Below are 23,636 nucleotides of genomic sequence, written 5' to 3'. Positions count from 1 at the left end.
TAAAAATGAAAAACTTATACACCTCAAAAACTAACACCTATAAACAGCTAATGCATTTTGCATTGGTAGCCTTTATGGCTTGTTTTGTTTCTTTTAATAGTTATAGTCAAGTAAGAGTAGATTTTGAAGAGCGATCTTCAGTTTACACTCCTGCAAAGACTATATATAATGTTAAAGGTGATTTTACAATGATAGGAAACACCAACCTAACATTAGAAAACTATTCAAACACTAGAGCTAATGGAGGTAACGATATGATTTATGTTGATGTAGATAATGATCCTTATACACTAAACTCATCTTCTGCAACATTAACTTTATCTGAAGAAAATGATGCTAATCCAGAATGTTCAAACATTATTTATGCGGGACTTTATTGGAGTGGACGATCAGGATCGGCTAATACTTTTAATGTTACTAAAGATGTGCTTACAGGAAACACAACGTCACAACAAGTAACAGAAACTGATATTATTTACCCTACTGAAAATATTCCAAATACTAATTATACGATTACAAAAACTGTTTCTAACGGAACTTATACTTTTAAATTTACGTCATCTGGAGCTGGAGATACCTACAATTTTATATACAGAACTAGTGGAAACAATAAAACTTTACATGTAAAAGTAAACGGAGGAAGTGAAACAGCAGTTTCTACATCTAGTATTAATAATAATAATGCATACCTATCTACCCCTTATTCAATATATTCAGGAACAGATTATTCTTTTGAATTAACAAGATTTCGTTTACAAGGAACAGATAGAGCTTTCATTAATATTACTTATACTGAAGAAATTCCAGAAACAGTACAGGTTACTAAAAACTATGATAAGCATCAAATTTCTATAAAAGGTCCTGGCGCATCAACTTATACACAACTAACGGCTAGTAATAATGAAATATATTATCCTACAAATACAGATCAATATATTTTTTCTGCCTATACTGAAGTTACAGATTATGTAAAAACAAACGGACTTGGAGACTACGTTGTTGCTGATATGGCATTAAAAGAAGGAGATCCAGATGGTACGGGTTACTTTGGAGGATGGGGAATGGTTGTTGTTTACGAAAACACCCTAATGAAATGGCGAGATATTACTATTTTTGATGGTCATGCCTTTGTTAAATCTGGAGATAGTGGTTACCAAATTGATGTTGACGGATTTAATGCTGTACAATCAGGTGATGTTAATTTTAAATTAGGAGTTATGGCCGGTGAAGGTGATGTAGCTTATTCAGGAGATTCTTTCCAAATTGAAAATAAAAATACAGCAACTTATACCTCATTAAGTCATTCGGGAAATAGTACTAGTAATTTCTTTAACTCATCAATAGCAACAGGAGGAAATACCCGTAATCCAAATCTAGTTAATAACTCAGGTATGGATATTAGTATGTTTGACGTTAATAATACAAACAATGCTATTATTGATAATAACCAAACATCAACATCATTTAAGTACTTTACCAACGGTGATACATACTCAATATATAATGTAACATTCTCTATTGAAGCTTATATTCCTGTGTCAGAAGGATTACTATCAGCTTCTTCTATAAATGGAAATCCACCTACTTATCCTTTAGAGGTCGTGCCAGGAGATATTGTTGAGTATAATGTTGAAATAAGAAATAAAGGTACAGAACCAATTGTAGATGGTAAATTAGTAATACCTATTCCATTTACATCAAACTATGTATACTCTAGTCTTTCATATAATGAATTTCATAGTTTATTTCAAGGTAATCCTCCGTATTTCGATCCTAATGAAGGAGCTACTGGAGCAATAGTATGGGATTTTTCATATTTACCTTTAAATAGTACTGATATAGAAATGATATTAGCAGATATCACTTTCGAACTTGAAGCAACTACAGACTGCTCAATCTTAATTAACGATAATTGTGAACCTAAAATTGTAATTCTAGGTGGTTATATTGAAGGTACAGGTGAAATATCTAAAGTAGATTATCAACTTCCTTTAATACAAGGTTATCAAGAAGATGGAAATTGCCAAGGAGAACCAAATACAGATCCTATTGCTGTTTCAATTGATTCGGAACAATATATTTTAGATAACTGTACAGGAATTTCTGTTGAAAGAGATTTTTACTATTGTAGTATTACAGGAAACTCAATTCCTGTATCTGAAGTTGAAGCTAATTTCCCTCCTGGTTCATTATTTTATGATTCATACCCAATAACTTCATCAACTATTCAATATACTGATACAACCCCCTTACCTGCTACTATAGGTTTAAATACTTATTATGCAATTCCTCCAGGAAATTCAACTTGTAATTATATTTTTACTATTGAAATAAATGAAATAGAAACAACTCCTGAAGTTGCTAACATAAGCTATTGTTTTGAAGAAACAGCTTCTCCTTTAACTGCTACAGTTACAAATTCAGATTATTCAGTATTCTTTTTTGCTGATAATAACCCAAGTACTACAGGTCAAGCGACATTAATACCTAATACAGATACTTCTGGTGTATTTACATATTACGCTGCTGAAGGTCCTAGTAATACATGTAGTGGAACACGTACACCTTTTACTGTTACTGTTCATCCAGAAATTACAATTACATTAGAAGATATTACTAATGAAAGTTGTGCTGAAAGTAATGATGGTACAATAGACATTTCTGTTTCAGGTGGTTCAGGAACTTACACCTACGATTGGGATAACAATGGAGCAGAAAATCCAGATACTGATGCTCAAGATTTATCAGGAGCTGATAATGGTACACACACTGTAATCGTAACTGATACAACTACAGACTGTACAGCAACAGCTTCTTATACAATTAGCGCTTCTCTTGCAGTAGCACCAACTATAACTGCTCCATCTACAATTGCTGTTGAAGGTTGTTCGGTAACAAATGCTACTAATAACAATGAAACAACATTAAGTTATAGCGAAACTTTAACAACTATTACAGAAGCACAATTTACAACTGAAGGTGGTACTTACACTGGATCTGATATTTTAAGCATTACATATCAAGATGCAACAACAACATCTACAGATTGTGAAATTACTGTTACAAGAACGTTTACCCTAACAAACACTTGTAACTTAACCGCTTCAGGAACTCAAAAAATCTCAATTAAAGATACTACTGCTCCGCAATTAATAGGAACAGTACCTTCTGGAAGTACAAATTTAAATACTTGTGCAAGTGAAATGCCTGAAGGACCTTCTATTGCTGATATTACTGCTTTATTCACAGACAACTGTGGAACAGTAAACGTAACTAAAGCAACTGAAAATACAGGAAACAACTGTGCTTGGTCTGTTGATTATACTTATAAAATTACTGATGCTTGCGGAAACGCTGCTAGTGATATAGTAATTACATATTCAGGAGAAGACAAAACAAATCCAACATTTGTTCAAACACTTCCTGAAACTTCTATTACTGTTGAATGTAATAACATACCAGACGCTGCTACTCTAACTGCTACTGATAATTGTGGTGATGCAGCAGTAACTTATGAAGAAACTAAAACTGACGGATCTTGTGATTCTACATATACATTAACTAGAGTTTGGACAGCAACTGATACTTGTGATAATACAACCGAATTTACACAAACAGTAAATGTTCAAGACAACACCGCTCCAGTAATTGCGACCTTACCTGCAACGTCAACTATTGAATGTTCACAAACAATAAGCTTTACTCAAGCTACAGTTACTGATGCTTGTTCTTCTGATGTGTCTTTAACTTTTGAAGACGTAACAGTAAACGGAACTTGTGATAAAAATTATACAGTAACTAGAACTTGGACAGCTACAGATAACTGTGGAAACTTTTCTACTGCTACTCAAATTATTCAAGTTGAAGACACTATTGCTCCAGTTATAGATACCACTAATAAAGAAAACCTCCAAATCCAATGTGGTGTAACTCCTGAAGGATCTCTTGAAAATTGGTTAACTAATAATGCTGGTGCTACTGCAACTGATGCATGCGGAACTGTAACTTGGACAAATGATTATGGTCAAAATACAGACTTAGATTGTGAAAGAGGTGCAATAACAGTAACATTTACTGCAACTGATAGTTGCACAAACACAGCTACTACTACTGCAACTTATTCTATTATGGATACGGTTGATCCAATATTAACATTACCTGCAAATGTAACTATTGAATGTTCTGATGATGCAACACCTACAAATACTGGAACTGCAACAGCTACTGACGATTGTGCTACACCTGCTGTAACTTTCACCGATGCAACTGCTGCTGGTGATTGTGCTAACAGTTCTGTAATCACTAGAACTTGGACGGCTACTGATTCTTGTGGAAATACAGCTACAGGTAATCAAACAATTAATGTTCTTGATACTACTGCGCCAACATTTACTGTTCCTGCAGATGTAACTATTGAGTGTTCTGATGATGCTACCGATTTAACAGTAACTGGTAACGTAGCTGATATCGCTGATAACTGTGCTACTGATTTAGAAGCTACTTTCACCGATGCCACTGCTGCTGGTGATTGTCCTAACAGTTCTGTAATCACTAGAACTTGGTCAGTAACTGATGCTTGTGATAACACAACAACTTTAACTCAAACAATTAATGTTCTTGATACTACTGCGCCAACATTTACTGTTCCTGCAGATGTAACTATTGAGTGTTCTGATGATGCTACCGATTTAACAGTAACTGGTAACGTAGCTGATATCACTGATAACTGTGCTACTGATTTAGAAGCTACTTTCACCGATGCAACTGCTACTGGTGATTGTCCTAACAGTTCTGTAATCACTAGAACTTGGTCAGTAACTGATGCTTGTGATAACACAACAACTTTAACTCAAACAATTAATGTTCTTGATACTACTGCGCCAACATTTACTGTTCCTGCAGATGTAACTATTGAGTGTTCTGATGATGCTACCGATTTAACAGTAACTGGTAACGTAGCTGATATCACTGATAACTGTGCTACTGATTTAGAAGCTACTTTCACCGATGCAACTGCTACTGGTGATTGTCCTAACAGTTCTGTAATCACTAGAACTTGGTCAGTAACTGATGCTTGTGATAACACAACAACTTTAACTCAAACAATTAATGTTCTTGATACTACTGCGCCAACATTTACTGTTCCTGCAGATGTAACTATTGAATGTTCTGATGATGCTACTGATTTAACAGTAACTGGTAACGTAGCTGATATCACTGATAACTGTGCTACTGATTTAGAAGCTACTTTCACCGATGCAACTGCTGCTGGTGATTGTCCTAACAGTTCTGTAATCACTAGAACTTGGTCAGTAACTGATGCTTGTGATAACACAACAACTTTAACTCAAACAATTAATGTTCTTGATACTACTGCGCCAACATTTACTGTTCCTGCAGATGTAACTATTGAATGTTCTGATGATGCTACTGATTTAACAGTAACTGGTAACGTAGCTGATATCACTGATAACTGTGCTACTGATTTAGAAGCTACTTTCACCGATGCAACTGCTGCTGGTGATTGTCCTAACAGTTCTGTAATCACTAGAACTTGGTCAGTAACTGATGCTTGTGATAACACAACAACTTTAACTCAAACAATTAATGTTCTTGATACTACTGCGCCAACATTTACTGTTCCTGCAAATGTAACTATTGAATGTTCTGATGATGCAACACCTACAAATACTGGAACTGCAACAGCTACTGACGATTGTGCTACACCTGCTGTAACTTTCACCGATGCAACTGCTGCTGGTGATTGTGCTAACAGTTCTGTAATCACTAGAACTTGGACGGCTACTGATTCTTGTGGAAATACAGCTACAGGTAATCAAACAATTAATGTTCTTGATACTACTGCGCCAACATTTACTGTTCCTGCAGATGTAACTATTGAGTGTTCTGATGATGCTACCGATTTAACAGTAACTGGTAACGTAGCTGATATCACTGATAACTGTGCTACTGATTTAGAAGCTACTTTCACCGATGCAACTGCTACTGGTGATTGTCCTAATAGTTCTGTAATCACTAGAACTTGGTCAGTAACTGATGCTTGTGATAACACAACAACTTTAACTCAAACAATTAATGTTCTTGATACTACTGCGCCAACATTTACTGTTCCTGCAGATGTAACTATTGAGTGTTCTGATGATGCTACCGATTTAACAGTAACTGGTAACGTAGCTGATATCACTGATAATTGTGCTACTGATTTAGAAGCTACTTTCACCGATGCAACTGCTGCTGGTGATTGTCCTAACAGTTCTGTAATCACTAGAACTTGGTCAGTAACTGATGCTTGTGATAACACAACAACTTTAACTCAAACAATTAATGTTCTTGATACTACTGCGCCAACATTTACTGTTCCTGCAGATGTAACTATTGAGTGTTCTGATGATGCTACCGATTTAACAGTAACTGGTAACGTAGCTGATATCGCTGATAATTGTGCTACTGATTTAGAAGCTACTTTCACCGATGCCACTGCTGCTGGTGATTGTCCTAACAGTTCTGTAATCACTAGAACTTGGTCAGTAACTGATGCTTGTGATAACACAACAACTTTAACTCAAACAATTAATGTTCTTGATACTACTGCGCCAACATTTACTGTTCCTGCAGATGTAACTATTGAATGTTCTGATGATGCTACTGATTTAACAGTAACTGGTAACGTAGCTGATATCGCTGATAATTGTGCTACTGATTTAGAAGCTACTTTCACCGATGCCACTGCTGCTGGTGATTGTCCTAATAGTTCTGTAATCACTAGAACTTGGTCAGTAACTGATGCTTGTGATAACACAACAACTTTAACTCAAACAATTAATGTTCTTGATACTACTGCGCCAACATTTACTGTTCCTGCAGATGTAACTATTGAGTGTTCTGATGATGCTACCGATTTAACAGTAACTGGTAACGTAGCTGATATCACTGATAATTGTGCTACTGATTTAGAAGCTACTTTCACCGATGCCACTGCTGCTGGTGATTGTCCTAACAGTTCTGTAATCACTAGAACTTGGTCAGTAACTGATGCTTGTGATAACACAACAACTTTAACTCAAACAATTAATGTTCTTGATACTACTGCGCCAACATTTACTGTTCCTGCAGATGTAACTATTGAGTGTTCTGATGATGCTACCGATTTAACAGTAACTGGTAACGTAGCTGATATCACTGATAACTGTGCTACTGATTTAGAAGCTACTTTCACCGATGCAACTGCTACTGGTGATTGTCCTAATAGTTCTGTAATCACTAGAACTTGGTCAGTAACTGATGCTTGTGATAACACAACAACTTTAACTCAAACAATTAATGTTCTTGATACTACTGCGCCAACATTTACTGTTCCTGCAGATGTAACTATTGAGTGTTCTGATGATGCTACCGATTTAACAGTAACTGGTAACGTAGCTGATATCACTGATAATTGTGCTACTGATTTAGAAGCTACTTTCACCGATGCAACTGCTGCTGGTGATTGTCCTAACAGTTCTGTAATCACTAGAACTTGGTCAGTAACTGATGCTTGTGATAACACAACAACTTTAACTCAAACAATTAATGTTCTTGATACTACTGCGCCAACATTTACTGTTCCTGCAGATGTAACTATTGAGTGTTCTGATGATGCTACCGATTTAACAGTAACTGGTAACGTAGCTGATATCGCTGATAATTGTGCTACTGATTTAGAAGCTACTTTCACCGATGCCACTGCTGCTGGTGATTGTCCTAACAGTTCTGTAATCACTAGAACTTGGTCAGTAACTGATGCTTGTGATAACACAACAACTTTAACTCAAACAATTAATGTTCTTGATACTACTGCGCCAACATTTACTGTTCCTGCAGATGTAACTATTGAATGTTCTGATGATGCTACTGATTTAACAGTAACTGGTAACGTAGCTGATATCGCTGATAATTGTGCTACTGATTTAGAAGCTACTTTCACCGATGCCACTGCTGCTGGTGATTGTCCTAATAGTTCTGTAATCACTAGAACTTGGTCAGTAACTGATGCTTGTGATAACACAACAACTTTAACTCAAACAATTAATGTTCTTGATACTACTGCGCCAACATTTACTGTTCCTGCAGATGTAACTATTGAGTGTTCTGATGATGCTACTGATTTAACAGTAACTGGTAACGTAGCTGATATCACTGATAATTGTGCTACTGATTTAGAAGCTACTTTCACCGATGCCACTGCTGCTGGTGATTGTCCTAACAGTTCTGTAATCACTAGAACTTGGTCAGTAACTGATGCTTGTGATAACACAACAACTTTAACTCAAACAATTAATGTTCTTGATACTACTGCGCCAACATTAGTAGGAACATATCAAAACGTTGTAGAGAGTGTTTGTTCTAATATTCCAGAAATACCTGAATTGTCTTTTACAGATACTTGCTCAAGTGAAGTAACAGTTGATTTTGAAGAAGCTTATACAGATTCTGCAAACGGTGAAAGCTATATTATTACAAGAACTTGGACAGCAAGTGATGACTGTAATAACCAATCTATATTTACACAAACTGTAAATGTTATAGTTGAAAACAATATTCTATCAAACAATACATCATTCTGTATTACAGAAGACTTTGATTTTGACTTATTTGATACTTTATCTGGAGATGTTGATCCTAATGGAGAATGGACTGTAACTGTTGGTGATGCTCAAATTGATGGAAATTACTTCAATCCTTCTACTCTTCTTTATGGAGATGGAAGTTATGACACAAGTGCTTTAACCGACTACGTATTTACTTATACAACAAACGGTAATTGCCCAACTGTAACAGAACTTACAGTAAATATTAATGATGAATGTGTGGTATTAGCTTGTGGTGATGAAGAATCTGTTATAATTTCAAAATCAATAACACCTAATGGAGATCAATGGAATGAATACTTTACTGTAACAGGAATTGAGCTTTGTGGATTTACTGTAGAATTACAAATATTTAACAGATGGGGAGCTAAAATTTATGAAAACTCTAATTACAATAATGATTGGAATGGATTCTCTCATAACTCATCAGTTGGAGCATCTGATCAAGTACCAACAGGAACATATTATTATATAATCAATTTAAAGGATAGTGGATTGAAACCTTTTTCAGGTCCAATTTACGTAGGAACTAAATAAATCTTAACCTATATGAAATTAGTAAAGTTTAACTTAATCGTTTTTATGCTGTTCAATTTCTGGACGGGAGTTGCGCAACAGCTACCTCAGTTTACGCAGTATATGTATAATACAATTTCTATAAATCCTGCTTATGCTGGAAGTAGAGAAACACTAAGTATTGTGGGTTTACATAGAAGTCAATGGGTTGGTCTCGAAGGAGGTCCTACAACTCAAACACTATCTGTACATACCCCACTCAGAAATGAAAAGATTGGTCTTGGTTTATCTTTTATTAAAGATGAATTAGGGTATGAAAATTTCAACTATTTATATGGAGATTTTTCATACACTATCAATCTTACTGAGAAAACAAAATTAGCATTTGGTATGAAAGCTGGTTTTACTCATTATAATATTGACCAATCATTATTAACTGATCCATCTATTATTAATGATCCTTATTTTAATGATGTTTCAAACAGATGGAGTCCTAATATTGGTGCAGGTTTTTACCTACATAGTAATAAGTGGTATTTAGGTCTTTCAGCTCCTAGAATATTAAATAGCGATTATAATAAAGGTGAAAGCGGTAGTGTAGATTACGTGTCTTTAGAACGTGTGAGTTATTATTTCACTGGAGGATACGTGTTTAATTTAAGCGAAGACGTAAAATTTAAACCGGCAGCTTTACTTAAAGCAACTAACGGAGCCCCTTTATCATTTGATTTAACAGCTAATTTCTTATTTAGCGAAAAACTTTGGCTTGGAGGTTCATACAGAATTAATGAATCTGCAGCAGCACTTGGCGGAATTGCTGATTTTCAAATTTCAAAACAATTACGAATTGGTTATGCTTACGAGTACCCGCTTTCAGACTTAAGACCATATACTAGTGGAACTCACGAAGTATTATTAATGTTTGAATTATTTAAAAGTAAGCGTATTAAATCGCCTAGATACTTCTAAAAACATAAGACCATGAAAACAAAACTATTTATAATATTATTGGCGTTGAGCAGCACTTTTATGGTGGCTCAAAATAAATTGGCAGATAAATTTTTTGATAATTATAACTATCAAAAAGCTAGCGAACTTTACGAGAAAGCTTATAATGATGGAGACGATAGCGCGCATGTTTTAACACGCTTAGGTGATTGCTATTATAATAATTCAGATACTAAAACTGCTAAAAATTGGTACGCTAAAGCTGTAGAAACTTACGAAGATATAAACCCTGAATACCTTGTTAAATATATTCAGGTCTTAAAAAGTTCTGGTGAATATGGAAAAGCCGTTACATTAATTGAAAAATTTAAGACACTACATCCAGATGATAATAGAGTGAAAAATTACGATGCACGAAGTCTTTCAGACTATGAAGAATTAACAAATGGTGATACTAAATTAGTGACGGCTATTAACAACCTACCATTTAATTCTGAATATTCTGACTTTGGAACTTTTATTCATAATGATCGCTTCTATTTTGTTTCAGCAAGAAATACTGAAAATAGAATTTATAAATGGAATAATGAACCTTTTTTAAAGATCTATCAAACCGATATTAAAACGGAAAATAATAAAAAAGAATTTTCAGATGTATCTTCCCTCCCATTTAAAGGAAACCTTAAAAAGGATATTCATGATGGAAATATTACACTTACAGAGGACGGGAAAACTATGTATTTTACACGTGATAATATAAGTAAACGAAATTCAAAGAAATTTGATGATGAAGGTACTACACATTTAAAACTATTTAAGGCTACCTTAATTAATAACACATGGACAGATATTGTTGAGCTTCCTTTTAATGATGAAATATACTCAACTGGCCACCCAGCTTTAAGTCCTGATAATTCAAAATTATACTTTGTTTCAGATCGTGAAGGAGGATTAGGTAAAACAGATATTTATGTTGTTGACATTTTAGAAGATAATACTTATAGTGAACCTCTTAATTTAGGAGACAAAGTAAACACTAGTGGTCGCGAAATGTTTCCTTTTGTAAGTAAAGACAGTACACTTTATTTTTCTTCAGATGGTCGTATAAACCTAGGTTTACTTGATATTTTTAAATCTGAAATATTAAAAGATAGTACAAGTAATCCCGTAAATATGGGAGCACCATACAATAGTGGATATGACGATTTTGCATATTTTATAAATTCAGATAATGAGAAAGGATACTTTTCTTCAAACCGACCAGGAGGTCAAGGAAGTGATGATATTTATGGTTTTGATGCGTACCAATGTGCACAAACAATAGTAGGTACTGTAAGAGATATAAAAACAACTCATCCATTGAATGCTGTTGCAGTTAAATTAATTGATGATACAGGAAAAATTATTGAAGAATTTACAACAACTGAAAATGGTGAATACACATTTAACGTAGATTGTAATAATACATATACAGTTATAGGTACAAAAGAAGACTTTAAAGATGATAAAAAAGAGGTAGAAACTGATGCTGTAAATAACACAGAACATAGTGCTGATCTTAACTTAATGCCACTTATTGATGGTAATCAAATTGTAATTAATCCTATCTTTTTTGACTTCGATAAATGGAATATAAGAACAGATGCACAATATGAATTAGAAAACATTGTTGACGTAATGAGATCTCACCCTAATATGGTTATTAAGATTGAATCACATACTGATAGTAGAGGAAGTGATAATTACAATCTTAAATTATCTGATAGAAGAGCTAAATCTACTAGAGATTATATTATATCAAGAGGTATTGCTGCCAAACGTTTAGAAAGCGCTATTGGATATGGAGAGACACAATTATTAAACAAATGTTCAAACGGTGTTAAGTGTTCAAAAGCAGAACACCAGTTAAACAGACGTTCTTATTTTTATATATTAAAACAATAAGAACATCAAAATATATCATTTAAAAAGCAGACTTAACAGTCTGCTTTTTTTTGTATCAAATAGTAAAACATTAACTAATGGCTTTACGTAACTCCTCATAAATAACAGTGACCTAAAGTTAGCTCATTTATACAAATCTTAGTTAAATAAGACTCACTAGCTGATTTCATAGGTGAAAAACAACATGTAATCAACTAAAAAACATTAGAAAATGAATATCTGATTATCAAATAAGTAATACAATACTCTATAAAATTAAACAAAAAAAGACCGCAAAAATTGCGGTCACTAAGCTAACTAAACTTATATATAAATTATTTTTTAACAAACATATTTGTAAAATACCATTTCCCTTCTTCATTTTGTTCAGCAGATACATCAAAGAAATTAAAATCGCCTTCAATATTTGCTCTGTGTCCATCACTATTAATCCAAGCGTTAACTACAGATTGTGCACTAGAAAAACCGTATGCTACATTTTCACCTACATTAATTGCAGAAGCGTTTTCTGTTAAAGCTAAACTTCTTTGGTAAAAATTAGCATGACTAACATCATGAGATTCTACCATATATTCTGTATGTGTATAAGCAACAGATTTAATAATAGATAAATTTTCTAAAGGCTCTAAATCTAAATTAATTCTGTAATCATTTATTAATTCCAAAATTTCAACTTCAATCACCTTTGCTTCTGGAGCAACCTCTAAAGTAATTTGTTCTGTTTCATCTTCTATGATAGAATCAGATGAACAAGATGTCATAAAAATTGATGTTAAAATCAATAGCGGGAAAAGTAATTTTGATATCATAATGAGGGTAATTAAGATTTTGTTCTGTAAAATTACTATACAATTCGAGCTAAAGTGTTAAAGAAACGTTAAAATCGATAAACAACATGCATTTCATCGGTTTTTAATGCAAATAATCGATGAAATGCACATCTGAAATTAAAAAAAATGTATTTGAGCGTTAAAAAATACATTTAAACGGTAAAAGTCAAGTTTTAAAATCAAGGTGATAATCTATCTATTGTCCAAGTATTCTTTTCACCTTTTTTGTAAACTAATCTATCATGTAATCTATTTGGGCGACCTTGCCAAAACTCATAAGTAACAGGTTCAATAATAAAACCTCCCCAATAGTCTGGTCGCTCTATCGTTTTCCCCTCTAAAGCAACTTCAACATCTACTAATTTTTGTTCTAATTCATATTTGGATACCACAGAGCTTTGGTGCGAAACAAGTGCTCCTAATTGGCTACCACGAGGACGCGATGTAAAATAAGCATCACTAACATCTGATGTTACTTTTTTTGCAATACCTTTAATAATAACTTGTCGTTCTAGTTTTTGCCAAAAAAAGGATAAACCTACATGTGGTTCTGCAAGTATTGATTGTCCTTTTTCACTTTCGTAGTTAGTATAAAAAATAAACCCTTCTGCTGTTAACTGTTTTAAGAGTACTACTCTACCTTTAGGGAAACCATCTGTACCAATTGTAGTTAATGTCATGGCATTGGCTTCTTCATCAGGGAAACCTTCATCCATTTCTTTAAACCATTCTTGAAATAATTGTAAAGGATTACCTGGAACATCATCAATTAATAGTTCTCGCTTATCGTAAGTTTTTCTGTAATGACTTAAGTCTCTATTCATTATAATTAAATGTTAATTTATTAATAGATTTTTCTTTTTATAGTTAAGAATTTCTAATAAATTTAGGAATAATTTTTACAAAATGGAATTTGAAAACAGTAAACTTTCAAACTTATTAGAATATTCAAAAGTAGAGTTTCCCTTTGGTAATTTTTACTTATTAGACCAATTTGTTATTGCTGAACTAAAGGATGGCGTACATTTTAGTTGGGATAAAATAGAAAAAGTTATTGCTACAGTGATAAATCATTATGGTAAAAATATTGATATCGCTTATATTTCTAATCGCATAAATAACTATTCACTAGAACCTCAGTTATGGATAGATTTTCAAAAAAAGCATGATTTTATAGTCGCTACAGCAATAGTTGTGTATACCAAATCAAACTATATGAATGCATCTATAGAAAAACACATTTTTAAGAATAGTATAAAGCGTTGTGAAAGCTTAACACAGGCTATAGAATGGGTAAATAATTTGGATGAATTAAATTAAAATGAAAAATTCTTGCCATCTTCTGCAAGTAATACTGGCGTAAAAATAGTTTCGGCCTCTTCTTTAAAAATAGTAATATCATTATATCGTGTAGAATAATGTCCTAAAATTAAAGTTTGTGCATTGGCTTGTTTGGCAATACTTGCGGCTTCTTTAGCTGTTGAATGTTTTGTTTTTGGTGCTAATTCTGCATTTTTTTCAACAAAAGTAGATTCGTGATATAATACAGTAACATTTTTTATAATTGGTAACATAGCTTCATTATATGCTGTATCACTACAAAAAGCATAACTTAATACAGGTTTTGGAGCTTTTGTTACGGTAGAGTTAACAATTAAGTTCCCGTTGTTGTCCTTAATGTCAAATCCTTGTTTAAGTTTTCTATAATAAGCCACATCAATATCTTCGTTTAACACGGCATTCATGTCTAACTTACGTTCTCCTTCTTTCTCTTTAAATAAAAAGCCATTTGTATAAATACGATGTATAAGCGGAATAGTATGCACTTCTACCCTATCGTCTTCGTAGATCAACTCAGATTCTTTTGAGTTTAGCTCATGAAAAAACAAACGGTAATTGGTCCAAGATTCAGATAATTTCATTTGAAGTGTAATAATCTCTTTTAATCCTTTTGGGCCGTAAATATGTAAATCTGTTTCTCTAGTTAATAATTTAAATGTTGAAATTAATCCTACTAATCCAAAAAAATGATCACCATGTAGGTGCGAAATAAATATATGCTTAATTCTTGCAAACTTTACTTTATTTCTACGCAATTCTACCTGAGTACCTTCGCCACAATCAATTAAAAACATGTGATTGTTAATCTCTAAAACTTGAGCTGTAGGATTGGTATTGGTTCTTGGTGTGGCGCTATAGCAACCTAGGATGGTTAATTTCATTGTAAAGCGTTTAAAATCCTAAATCGCGTTCAATTTCTTCCATTTCAATAATATCGTAAGCTTCTTGTAAGCTAGGAACTACAACTATTTCATCTGGGGTTTCGTTTAAATTAGTGTTTTCGGTAACTATTACAAACGAGTGTTTTGCAGCTCTGTGCGTGTTTGATAGTTTTAAAAATTCAATAATATCTTGTAATGAAACGGCTTTTAAGCTCGTTAAATTAATAATTACATTATCATTTTTAAAACGTTCATATAATACTTCAAGTTTTTTTACAAGCTCGCTAACTGTCGCTTTCTCCTGAGTAATAGTTGTTGTATTGTCTTTTTTATCAAAAATCATAGTCTTAATGTTTTATTTTGGATGCCAATAAATATATTACAGCCATTCTTACTGCTACTCCATTTTGAACTTGATCTAAAATGATAGCTTGATCAGAATCTGCAACATCGCTGGTAATTTCTACACCACGATTTATTGGTCCTGGGTGCATTATTGTAATTTCTTTATCTAAAGAATTCAATAAATCTTTAGTCACCCCATATTGTTGTGTATATTCTCTAGTTGATGGAAAATAACTAATATCCATACGTTCGTTTTGTACTCGTAGCATATTTGCAACATCACACCACTCCAAAGCTTTTCGTAAATCCGTTTCAACAGTAACTCCTAATTTATTAATATATTTTGGAATTAACGTTTTTGGACCACATACCATAACTTCAGCACCTTGTAATTGTAGTGCAAAAATATTTGATAAGGCAACTCTACTATGTAAAATATCCCCTACAATAACCACTTTTTTACCTTTTACCTCACCAAGTCTTTCACGTATAGAGTAACTATCTAGTAAAGCTTGGGTAGGATGTTCATGAGCTCCATCTCCTGCATTAATAATACTTGCTCCAATGTGTTTAGATAAAAATATTCCGGCACCAGGATTTGGGTGACGCATAACAACCATATCTACTTTCATAGATAAAATATTATTTACCGTATCAATTAATGTTTCTCCTTTTTTAACTGATGATTGGGCTGCTGAAAAATTAATAACATCGGCAGATAAACGTTTTTCGGCTAATTCAAAAGATAGTTTTGTTCGGGTTGAATTTTCAAAAAATAAATTGGCTATAGTAATATCTCTTAGCGACGGAACTTTTTTGATTGGCCGATTAATAACTTCTTTAAAATGGTCAGCTGTTTCATGTATAAGCTGAATATCTTTTGAGTTTAGATATTTGATTCCTAATAAGTGGTTAACACTTAATTCGCTCATGTTTTTAGTCTATAGATAGCAGGTTTAAAAACTGCTGTTATACTTACTGTTTATGTCTATAAAAGTGAAATTATAATATAATTACGCTTTTAATTTTTAGCTATTTATTAAATAAACCGAATCTTCACCTTCGTTCTCCATCCAGTTTACTTTAACGCGTTCTTTATTTATAGCATCTACTTGGCGACCTCTATAATTGGGTTGTATTGGTAAATGTCTACTAAATCGTCGGTCTATAAGTGTGAGTAATTCTATTTCATTAGGGCGACCAAATGATTGTATTGCCGTTAATGCCGCACGAATACTTCTACCTGTATGTAAAACATCATCAATAAATACAATGTTTTTATCTTCAACTATAAAGTTAATTTCGGTGCTATTGGCTTCAAGTGTCTTTTCACCACGTCTAAAATCGTCTCTATAAAAGGTAATATCAAGATAACCTACTTGTACATCTTTAACCTTGTAATCATTTTCAAGCATTGCTGCGAGTCTTGTGGCTAAAAATTTACCTCTAGGTTGTATTCCTATTAAAACGGTGTTAGAAAAATCGTGATGATTTTCAATAAGTTGACAAGTCAATCTGTGAAGAATGATGTTTACTTCTTTTGAATTTAGTAAAACTTTTTGACTCATAGTATATCCAAACGTATTTGGTAAACAAAGTTACACTAAAAAATAATAGTGTACAATGCCGTTTTACAATTTATCTTGAATAAAAAAAGCCTTCCAATAAATTGGAAGGCTTTAATATTATAAGATTATAATGTTTGGAAAATTATTTCTTTCCGTCCATTTTATCTTTAAGTGCTTGTAAAGCATCATTAGCATCACCTAAAGTTGGTTTAGATTCAGCTGCAGCAGCAGACTGTTTCTTAACAGCCGCTTTTACATTAGCGATTTCTTCTTCTCTGAAGATAGCTGTATGAGATGCAACTACACGTTTAAATTCTTTATTGAATTCAATAACTTTAAACTCTGCAGAATCTCCTTTTTTAAGTTTGCTACCATCTTCTTTTTCTAAGTGACGAGAAGGAACAAAAGCAACGATATCTTCGTTAAACTCAACTGTTGCACCTTTATCAACCATTTCAGAAATTTCAGCTGTATGTGTAGAACCTAAAGCAAATTCAGTTTCGTATTTATCCCAAGGATTAACTGTAGTTTGTTTGTGACCTAAAGATAATTTACGTCCTTCTACATCTAATTCTAAGACAACTACGTCTAATTTATCACCTACGTTACAGAACTCAGATGGATGTTTAATTTTCTTAGTCCAAGATAAATCAGAGATGTAAATTAATCCATCGATACCTTCTTCTAATTCAACAAAAACACCAAAGTTTGTAAAGTTACGTACAATACCTGTATGGTTTGAAGCAACTGGGTATTTAGTAGTAATATCTGTCCATGGATCTGGAGTTAATTGCTTAATACCAAGTGACATTTTACGATCTTCTCTATCTAATGTTAAGATAACCGCTTCAATTTCGTCTCCTACAGATACGAAATCTTGAGCTGAACGTAAATGAGTTGACCAAGACATTTCAGAAACGTGAACTAATCCTTCAACACCTTCTTCAACTTCGATAAATGCACCGTAATCAGCGATTACAACAACTTTACCTTTTACTTTATCACCAATCTTAACGTCATCAGCTAAAGCTTCCCAAGGATGCTTAGATAATTGTTTAAGACCTAACTGGATTCTTGATTTGTTTTCATCAAAATCAAGGATTACTACGTTAAGTTTTTGGTCTAATTCTACGATTTCGTTTGGATGATTAATTCTAGACCAAGAAAGATCTGTAATGTGAATTAATCCATCTACTCCACCAAGATCAATAAATACACCGTAAGATGTGATGTTTTTAACAACACCTTCTAATACTTGACCTTTTTCTAATTGACCGATGATTTCTTTTTTCTGTTCTTCAATATCAGCTTCAATAAGCGCTTTATGAGAAACAACTATGTTTTTGAATTCGTGGTTGATTTTCACAACTTTAAATTCCATAGTTTTATTTACGTACTGGTCGTAATCTCTAATTGGCTTAACGTCAATTTGAGAACCTGGTAAGAATGCTTCGATTCCGAATACGTCAACGATCATACCACCTTTAGTTCTACATTTTACGAAACCATTAACGATTTCACCTGTATCGTGTGCATTATTAACACGATCCCATGCTTTAATAACACGAGCTTTACGGTGAGATAATACTAATTGTCCTGTTGCGTCTTCACGAACATCAATTAATACTTCCACTTTATCACCAACAGCTAAGTTAGGATTGTAACGGAATTCGTTTAATGAAATTACACCTTCAGATTTTGCGTTGATATCAATGATTGCATCGCGGTCAGAAAGGTGAATTACCGTTCCTTCTACAACTTCGTCATCTAATGTGTCTACAAAGTTTTCTGATACTAATTTTTCAAATTCTTCTAATTGTTTGTCATCTACAGGATCAATTCCTTCTTCGTAGTTGTGCCAATTAAAATCGTTTAAAAATTGTTCTGGGTTTGCTTGAGCTTCAGATACTTCTGCTCCTGCTGGGTTTGTTTGTTCAGCCATTGCTGATAAGAGTTTTGTATTCTGTATGGTTATGAAAAGTGTTACGCGGCTGCACACAGAAGTGTTATTGTTTTTATATAAAACCCTTTTTATCTTTTCTAATCCGCTAAAAAGGAGTGCAAAAATACAAATTTATTATAAATATAACAAGCATTTATAATCTCTTTAATTATTTGATTATAAAGCAGTCATAAAAAGGTGTTCTTTTGAAAAGTATTATAAGGTAGAAATTTTAGCGTTTACGAGTTTTAATATCTTTTCAAATTGTGTTTCTAAAGTTAAATTTGAATTGTCAATCTCAATAGCATCGTCTGCTTTAACTAATGGGGAGTCTTTTCTTGTAGAATCAATATGGTCTCTAGATTCTACATTATGTAATACGTCTTCAAAAAGCACATCATCACCACGTTCTATAAGTTCGTCGTATCGTCTTTGTGCTCTTGTTTGTGCAGAAGCCGTCATAAACAACTTTAATTCGGCATCAGGGAAAACTACGGTACCAATATCTCTACCGTCCATAACTACGCCTTTACCTTTTCCCATGTCTTGTTGTTGCAACACGAGTTGTTTTCTAACTTCTGTTATTGTGGCTACTTGACTTACAAATTGTGAGACTTCTAGGGTACGAATATCTCTTTCTATATTTTTTCCATTAAGGAAAACTTCTGCAAAACCTAATTGTTCATTAAATGTAAATGATATGGTTATGTTTTGCAATTGCGCTATTAATAAATCCTTTTTAAATTCATTTTTATTAATAAAATTATTTTGCATTGCAAACAAGGTTACTGCTCTGTACATAGCGCCGGTATCTACATAAACATAGCTTAAGGTTTTTGCGAGTTGTTTGGCGATTGTACTTTTTCCTGTTGATGAAAAGCCGTCTATTGCTATTGTAATTTTCTGCATTATCTTAAATCTATTTGCAATCCGAAGAAGTTTGTATTTGAAGCTCCTGTATATTTAGCATGCGTATAACTAAAGCGCATTTTATTTAATTTCATTCCTATTCCAAAAGATAATCCTGAAAAATTACGTTGATCTTCTATTCGTAATTCTTCGGCTCTTCTAAAATTATATCCTACTCTTAGGTTAAATCCTTTTTCAGGAAACAACTCTGCTCCTATTATGGTATGTCGTAGAGCTTCATTTAAAAAGCCTACTTTTTCTTCTGTTTGTACGCCATCTAGATCTGTTGTTGATCGTGCTGGATTTGCTACAGCTATTGGCCATTTTTGAAGATTCTCAAAAGTTAAATGCCAACGAAGTGGTACGTTTTCTAGGGTTTGCGACATTCCGAAGTTGACTTCAAAAGGTAATTTTTCTTGTAATCCGGCATAGGTTACAAATTGAGTTCCTAAGTTTCTTATGGTTAATGCTGCGTGAAAATCTATATCTTCATTAATATATAATGCTCCAATATCTACTGCGGCTCCTATAGAGTTGTATTGTTCTAGCTTTGAAGTGATAATTTTTAAATTAGCTCCTAAGTAAAAATCTGAATATGGTATGTGGTATGAATATCCAAATGATAAAGCGGCTTCATTACCTGTAAATGTTCCTGTTGAAGCTCCATTTTCATCATAGCCATCAAAATCACCATAATTAATATAGGTCATTCCTACATGAAATGTTTGCACGTGCCTATCCCAAGTATATGCATAAGCAGCAGTACCATAACTAATTCCTCCTAAATAATTAGCGTAATTAAGTGATAATTGATTATCCATATCAGCATTAATTGTTGCCGGATTATAAAGTCCACTTGTTACATCATAATCATAATTAGTAATTACCTTACCTCCTAAGGCTGCTTGTCTTGGTGAAGATACTAAGTTAAGAAATTGGTATGTAGATTCCCCACCTAGTTGCGCGAAAACTGATGATGATGTTATAATGATCAATAAGAAAGTAAGAATTGTCTTTAACATGGCTGCAAAGTAAATAAATCTATCTTAAAACGCCTATAAGATTGATTTATTTTATTGCATAAAAAAAGGGCAACATAATGTTACCCTTTTATTTAATAATATAACTCTTGTATAATACTAAAGTGTTTTTGCGTTTTTAACTTTTGTTTTTGTTAACGCGCCTTTTAATACGTCACTCATATCTGTAACGTAATGAAATGTAAGTCCTTTTAAATACTCTGGCTTAATTTCTTCAATATCTCTTCGGTTTTCTTCACAAAGTAGGATTTCTTTAATACGAGCGCGTTTTGCGGCTAATATTTTTTCTTTAATTCCTCCTACAGGTAATACTTTACCTCTTAAAGTAATTTCACCTGTCATTGCTAAACTCTTTTTCACTTTTTGTTGTGTAAATAATGATACTAGAGAAGTTAGCATAGTTACACCTGCACTTGGTCCATCTTTAGGTGTTGCGCCTTCTGGCACGTGAATGTGTACGTTATATTTTGAAAACAATTCCGAATCTATTCCAAATTCTTCAGCGTTCGCTTTAATATATTCCATGGCAATGGTTGCCGATTCTTTCATTACTTTTCCTAAATTACCTGTAATGGTTAAGTTTCCTTTTCCTTTAGATAAGATAGATTCAATAAATAAGATATCACCTCCAACACTTGTCCATGCTAATCCTGTAACTACTCCTGCAACGTCGTTATTTTCGTATTTATCGCGTTCTAATCTTGGCGCGCCTAAAACGTCAATAACATCATCATTGGTTACTTTTACATTGTAAGGTTCATCCATTGCAATATTTTTGGCCGCATGACGTACCATTTTTGCAATTTGTTTATCTAAACCACGTACTCCAGATTCTCTGGTATAACCTTCTACAATTTTTTCTAATTGTGGTTTGGCTAATTTTAGGTGTTTATCTGTTAATCCGTGTTCTTTTAATTGTTTTGAAACTAAATGACGCTTACCAATTTCAACTTTTTCTTCAATAGTATAACCGGTTACATTAATAATTTCCATACGGTCTCTTAATGCGGGTTGAATAGTATTTAAGCTATTTGAAGTGGCAATAAACATCACTTTAGATAAATCGAAACCTAGCTCTAAGAAATTATCATGAAAATCACTATTTTGCTCTGGATCTAAAACTTCTAATAATGCTGAAGATGGATCGCCTTGATTTGAGTTAGTCAGTTTATCAATTTCATCTAATACAAATACAGGATTTGATGTTCCTGCTTTTTTAAGACTTTGTAAAATTCTACCTGGCATTGCACCAATATATGTTTTACGGTGTCCTCTAATTTCGGCTTCATCACGTAATCCTCCTAGTGACATTCTTACATATTCGCGTCCTAAGGCTTCTGCTATAGATTTTCCTAACGATGTTTTACCAACTCCCGGAGGTCCGTAAAGACATAATATAGGTGATTTCATATCGTTACGAAGTTTTAAAACGGCTAGATATTCTATAATTCGTTTTTTAACATCGTCTAATCCGTAATGGTCGCGATCTAAAATTTTCTTAGCACGTTTTAAATCAAATTTATCTTTACTGAATTCATTCCAAGGTAAATCTAAAAATAAATCTAAATAGTTACGTTGAATAGAATATTCAGCAACCTGAGGATTCATACGTTGCATTTTAGCAATTTCTTTATCAAAATGTGCTTTTACATTATCGTCCCAAACTTTTGATTTAGATCTGATTCTCATTTCTTCGAGTTCTTCATCATAAGACACACCACCAAGTTCTTCTTGGATAGTTTTCATTTGTTGATGTAAAAAGTACTCGCGTTGTTGTTGATTCATGTCATTTTGCACTTTAGACTGAATATCGTTTTTAAGCTCCAATTTTTGAAGTTCGACATTCATGTACTTTAAAGTGGCTAATGCACGTTCTTTAAGATCATTTATTTCTAATAAGTTTTGTTTTTCTTCAACAGATAAATTCATGTTTGAAGACACAAAATTTACTAAAAACGAATCGCTTTCAATATTTTTAATTGCAAAAGTTGCCTCAGTAGGAATGTTAGGACTATTTTTAATAATCTGTAACGATAATTCCTTAATAGATTCAATAATTGCACTAAACTCTTGATTTTCGGCTTCAGGTTTATCTTCCTTAACATCTTTTACAGTTGCGGTAATGTAAGGATCTTCGGATACGATTTCATCAATTTCAAATCGCTTTTTCCCTTGAATAATCATTGTAGTATTACCATCGGGCATTTTTAGCACTTTAAGAATTCGTGCTACTGTTCCTTTTTTATAAATATCTGCTGCAGTTGGATCTTCAACAGTTTCATCTATTTGAGAGACTACTCCTATTACTTTTCCACCTTTATTAGCGTCGTTAATAAGCTTTATTGATTTGTCTCTTCCTGCGGTGATAGGAATTACCACTCCTGGAAATAATACCGTGTTACGCAAAGGTAAAATTGGTAAAGATTCTGGAAGGACTTCATTATTTATTTCTGCTTCGTCTTCTGGAGTCATTAAAGGAATTAATTCTGAATTTTCATCAAATTCCTGAAATGACAAATTGTCAAGACTTAAAAAATTAGATTTTGCCATATATGTTTTTTTGGTCATTCTGTCATTAATTACAAACAGAACAAACGTCTTTGATTAGTGTGATTTCAACAGACTCTCTGAAAATCAATCTATTGAATATTAAAAACTATTAATAATACTAGTGTAAATTCAATAGTTATGCCATTAGCTATTACCTTTACAAAAACTTTTTTC

14 protein-coding genes are annotated in these 23,636 nt (G+C 33.1%); 4 read left to right on the top strand and 10 right to left on the bottom strand.

The window, feature by feature from the left end; translation table 11 throughout:
• Window positions 1–5: 5 nt before the first annotated feature.
• From ACU4C5_RS12085 to ACU4C5_RS12075, 3 genes are read left to right on the top strand one after another with little or no spacing between them, the layout of a single operon-like run.
• Window positions 6–9,185, top strand: coding sequence for an HYR-like domain-containing protein (locus ACU4C5_RS12085; protein WP_446844466.1), 9,180 nt, complete (start codon window positions 6–8; stop codon window positions 9,183–9,185).
• Window positions 9,186–9,197: 12 nt separating this feature from the next.
• Window positions 9,198–10,133: a PorP/SprF family type IX secretion system membrane protein gene (locus ACU4C5_RS12080; protein WP_446844465.1), complete on the top strand. Its 936-nt coding sequence runs from the start codon at window positions 9,198–9,200 to the stop codon at window positions 10,131–10,133.
• Between the two features lie 12 nt (window positions 10,134–10,145).
• Window positions 10,146–12,056 (top strand): OmpA family protein, encoded by a 1,911-nt coding sequence (locus ACU4C5_RS12075; RefSeq protein ID WP_446844464.1) that lies wholly within the window; start codon window positions 10,146–10,148, stop codon window positions 12,054–12,056.
• A 314-nt stretch (window positions 12,057–12,370) separates the two neighbouring features.
• Here the strand turns inward: ACU4C5_RS12075 and ACU4C5_RS12070 are convergent, their stop codons facing one another.
• Window positions 12,371–12,817 carry a CAP domain-containing protein gene (locus tag ACU4C5_RS12070; RefSeq protein WP_446844463.1) on the bottom strand — a complete coding sequence of 149 codons (447 nt, stop codon included), beginning with the start codon at window positions 12,815–12,817 and terminating at the stop codon, window positions 12,371–12,373.
• A 248-nt stretch (window positions 12,818–13,065) separates the two neighbouring features.
• On the bottom strand, window positions 13,066–13,710 hold the full coding sequence (pdxH, locus tag ACU4C5_RS12065) for a pyridoxamine 5'-phosphate oxidase (protein ID WP_446844462.1): 645 nt from the start codon (window positions 13,708–13,710) through the stop codon (window positions 13,066–13,068).
• Window positions 13,711–13,792: 82 nt separating this feature from the next.
• Here pdxH and ACU4C5_RS12060 point away from each other — a divergent pair, with 82 nt between their 5' ends.
• Window positions 13,793–14,206 carry a hypothetical protein gene (locus tag ACU4C5_RS12060; RefSeq protein WP_446844461.1) on the top strand — a complete coding sequence of 138 codons (414 nt, stop codon included), beginning with the start codon at window positions 13,793–13,795 and terminating at the stop codon, window positions 14,204–14,206.
• Here ACU4C5_RS12060 and ACU4C5_RS12055 read toward each other — a convergent pair.
• From ACU4C5_RS12055 to lon, 8 genes are all read right to left on the bottom strand, one after another.
• Complete coding sequence (locus ACU4C5_RS12055) at window positions 14,203–15,108, bottom strand: ribonuclease Z (RefSeq protein WP_446844460.1); 906 nt, start codon at window positions 15,106–15,108, stop codon at window positions 14,203–14,205. The two genes, ACU4C5_RS12060 and ACU4C5_RS12055, sit on opposite strands and share 4 nt — an antisense overlap.
• 10 nt (window positions 15,109–15,118) lie before the next feature.
• On the bottom strand, window positions 15,119–15,451 hold the full coding sequence (locus tag ACU4C5_RS12050) for a ribonuclease Z (protein WP_446844459.1): 333 nt from the start codon (window positions 15,449–15,451) through the stop codon (window positions 15,119–15,121).
• Between the two features lie 4 nt (window positions 15,452–15,455).
• Window positions 15,456–16,385, bottom strand: a complete 930-nt coding sequence (locus ACU4C5_RS12045) for an aspartate carbamoyltransferase catalytic subunit (protein WP_446844458.1) — start codon at window positions 16,383–16,385, stop codon at window positions 15,456–15,458.
• A gap of 96 nt (window positions 16,386–16,481) precedes the next feature.
• Window positions 16,482–17,021: a bifunctional pyr operon transcriptional regulator/uracil phosphoribosyltransferase PyrR gene (gene pyrR / locus ACU4C5_RS12040; RefSeq protein ID WP_446844457.1), complete on the bottom strand. Its 540-nt coding sequence runs from the start codon at window positions 17,019–17,021 to the stop codon at window positions 16,482–16,484.
• A 142-nt stretch (window positions 17,022–17,163) separates the two neighbouring features.
• Window positions 17,164–18,963 (bottom strand): 30S ribosomal protein S1, encoded by a 1,800-nt coding sequence (rpsA, locus tag ACU4C5_RS12035; RefSeq protein WP_446844456.1) that lies wholly within the window; start codon window positions 18,961–18,963, stop codon window positions 17,164–17,166.
• A gap of 216 nt (window positions 18,964–19,179) precedes the next feature.
• Window positions 19,180–19,872, bottom strand: a complete 693-nt coding sequence (gene cmk, locus ACU4C5_RS12030) for a (d)CMP kinase (RefSeq protein ID WP_446844455.1) — start codon at window positions 19,870–19,872, stop codon at window positions 19,180–19,182.
• The gene (gene porQ, locus ACU4C5_RS12025; RefSeq protein WP_446844454.1) at window positions 19,872–20,894 is read right to left on the bottom strand and encodes a type IX secretion system protein PorQ; all 1,023 of its coding nucleotides are present in this window, start codon (window positions 20,892–20,894) and stop codon (window positions 19,872–19,874) included. Before porQ ends, cmk begins: the two co-directional genes overlap by 1 nt.
• A 117-nt stretch (window positions 20,895–21,011) precedes the next feature.
• Entirely contained in the window at window positions 21,012–23,462 is a 2,451-nt protein-coding gene (lon, locus tag ACU4C5_RS12020; protein WP_446844453.1) for an endopeptidase La, read from the bottom strand.
• Window positions 23,463–23,636: the final 174 nt, after the last annotated feature.

Source organism: Lacinutrix undariae (assembly GCF_052934785.1).
The sequence above is the reverse complement of the archived record's forward strand: the minus strand, read 5'-3'. Positions and strand labels throughout refer to the sequence as shown.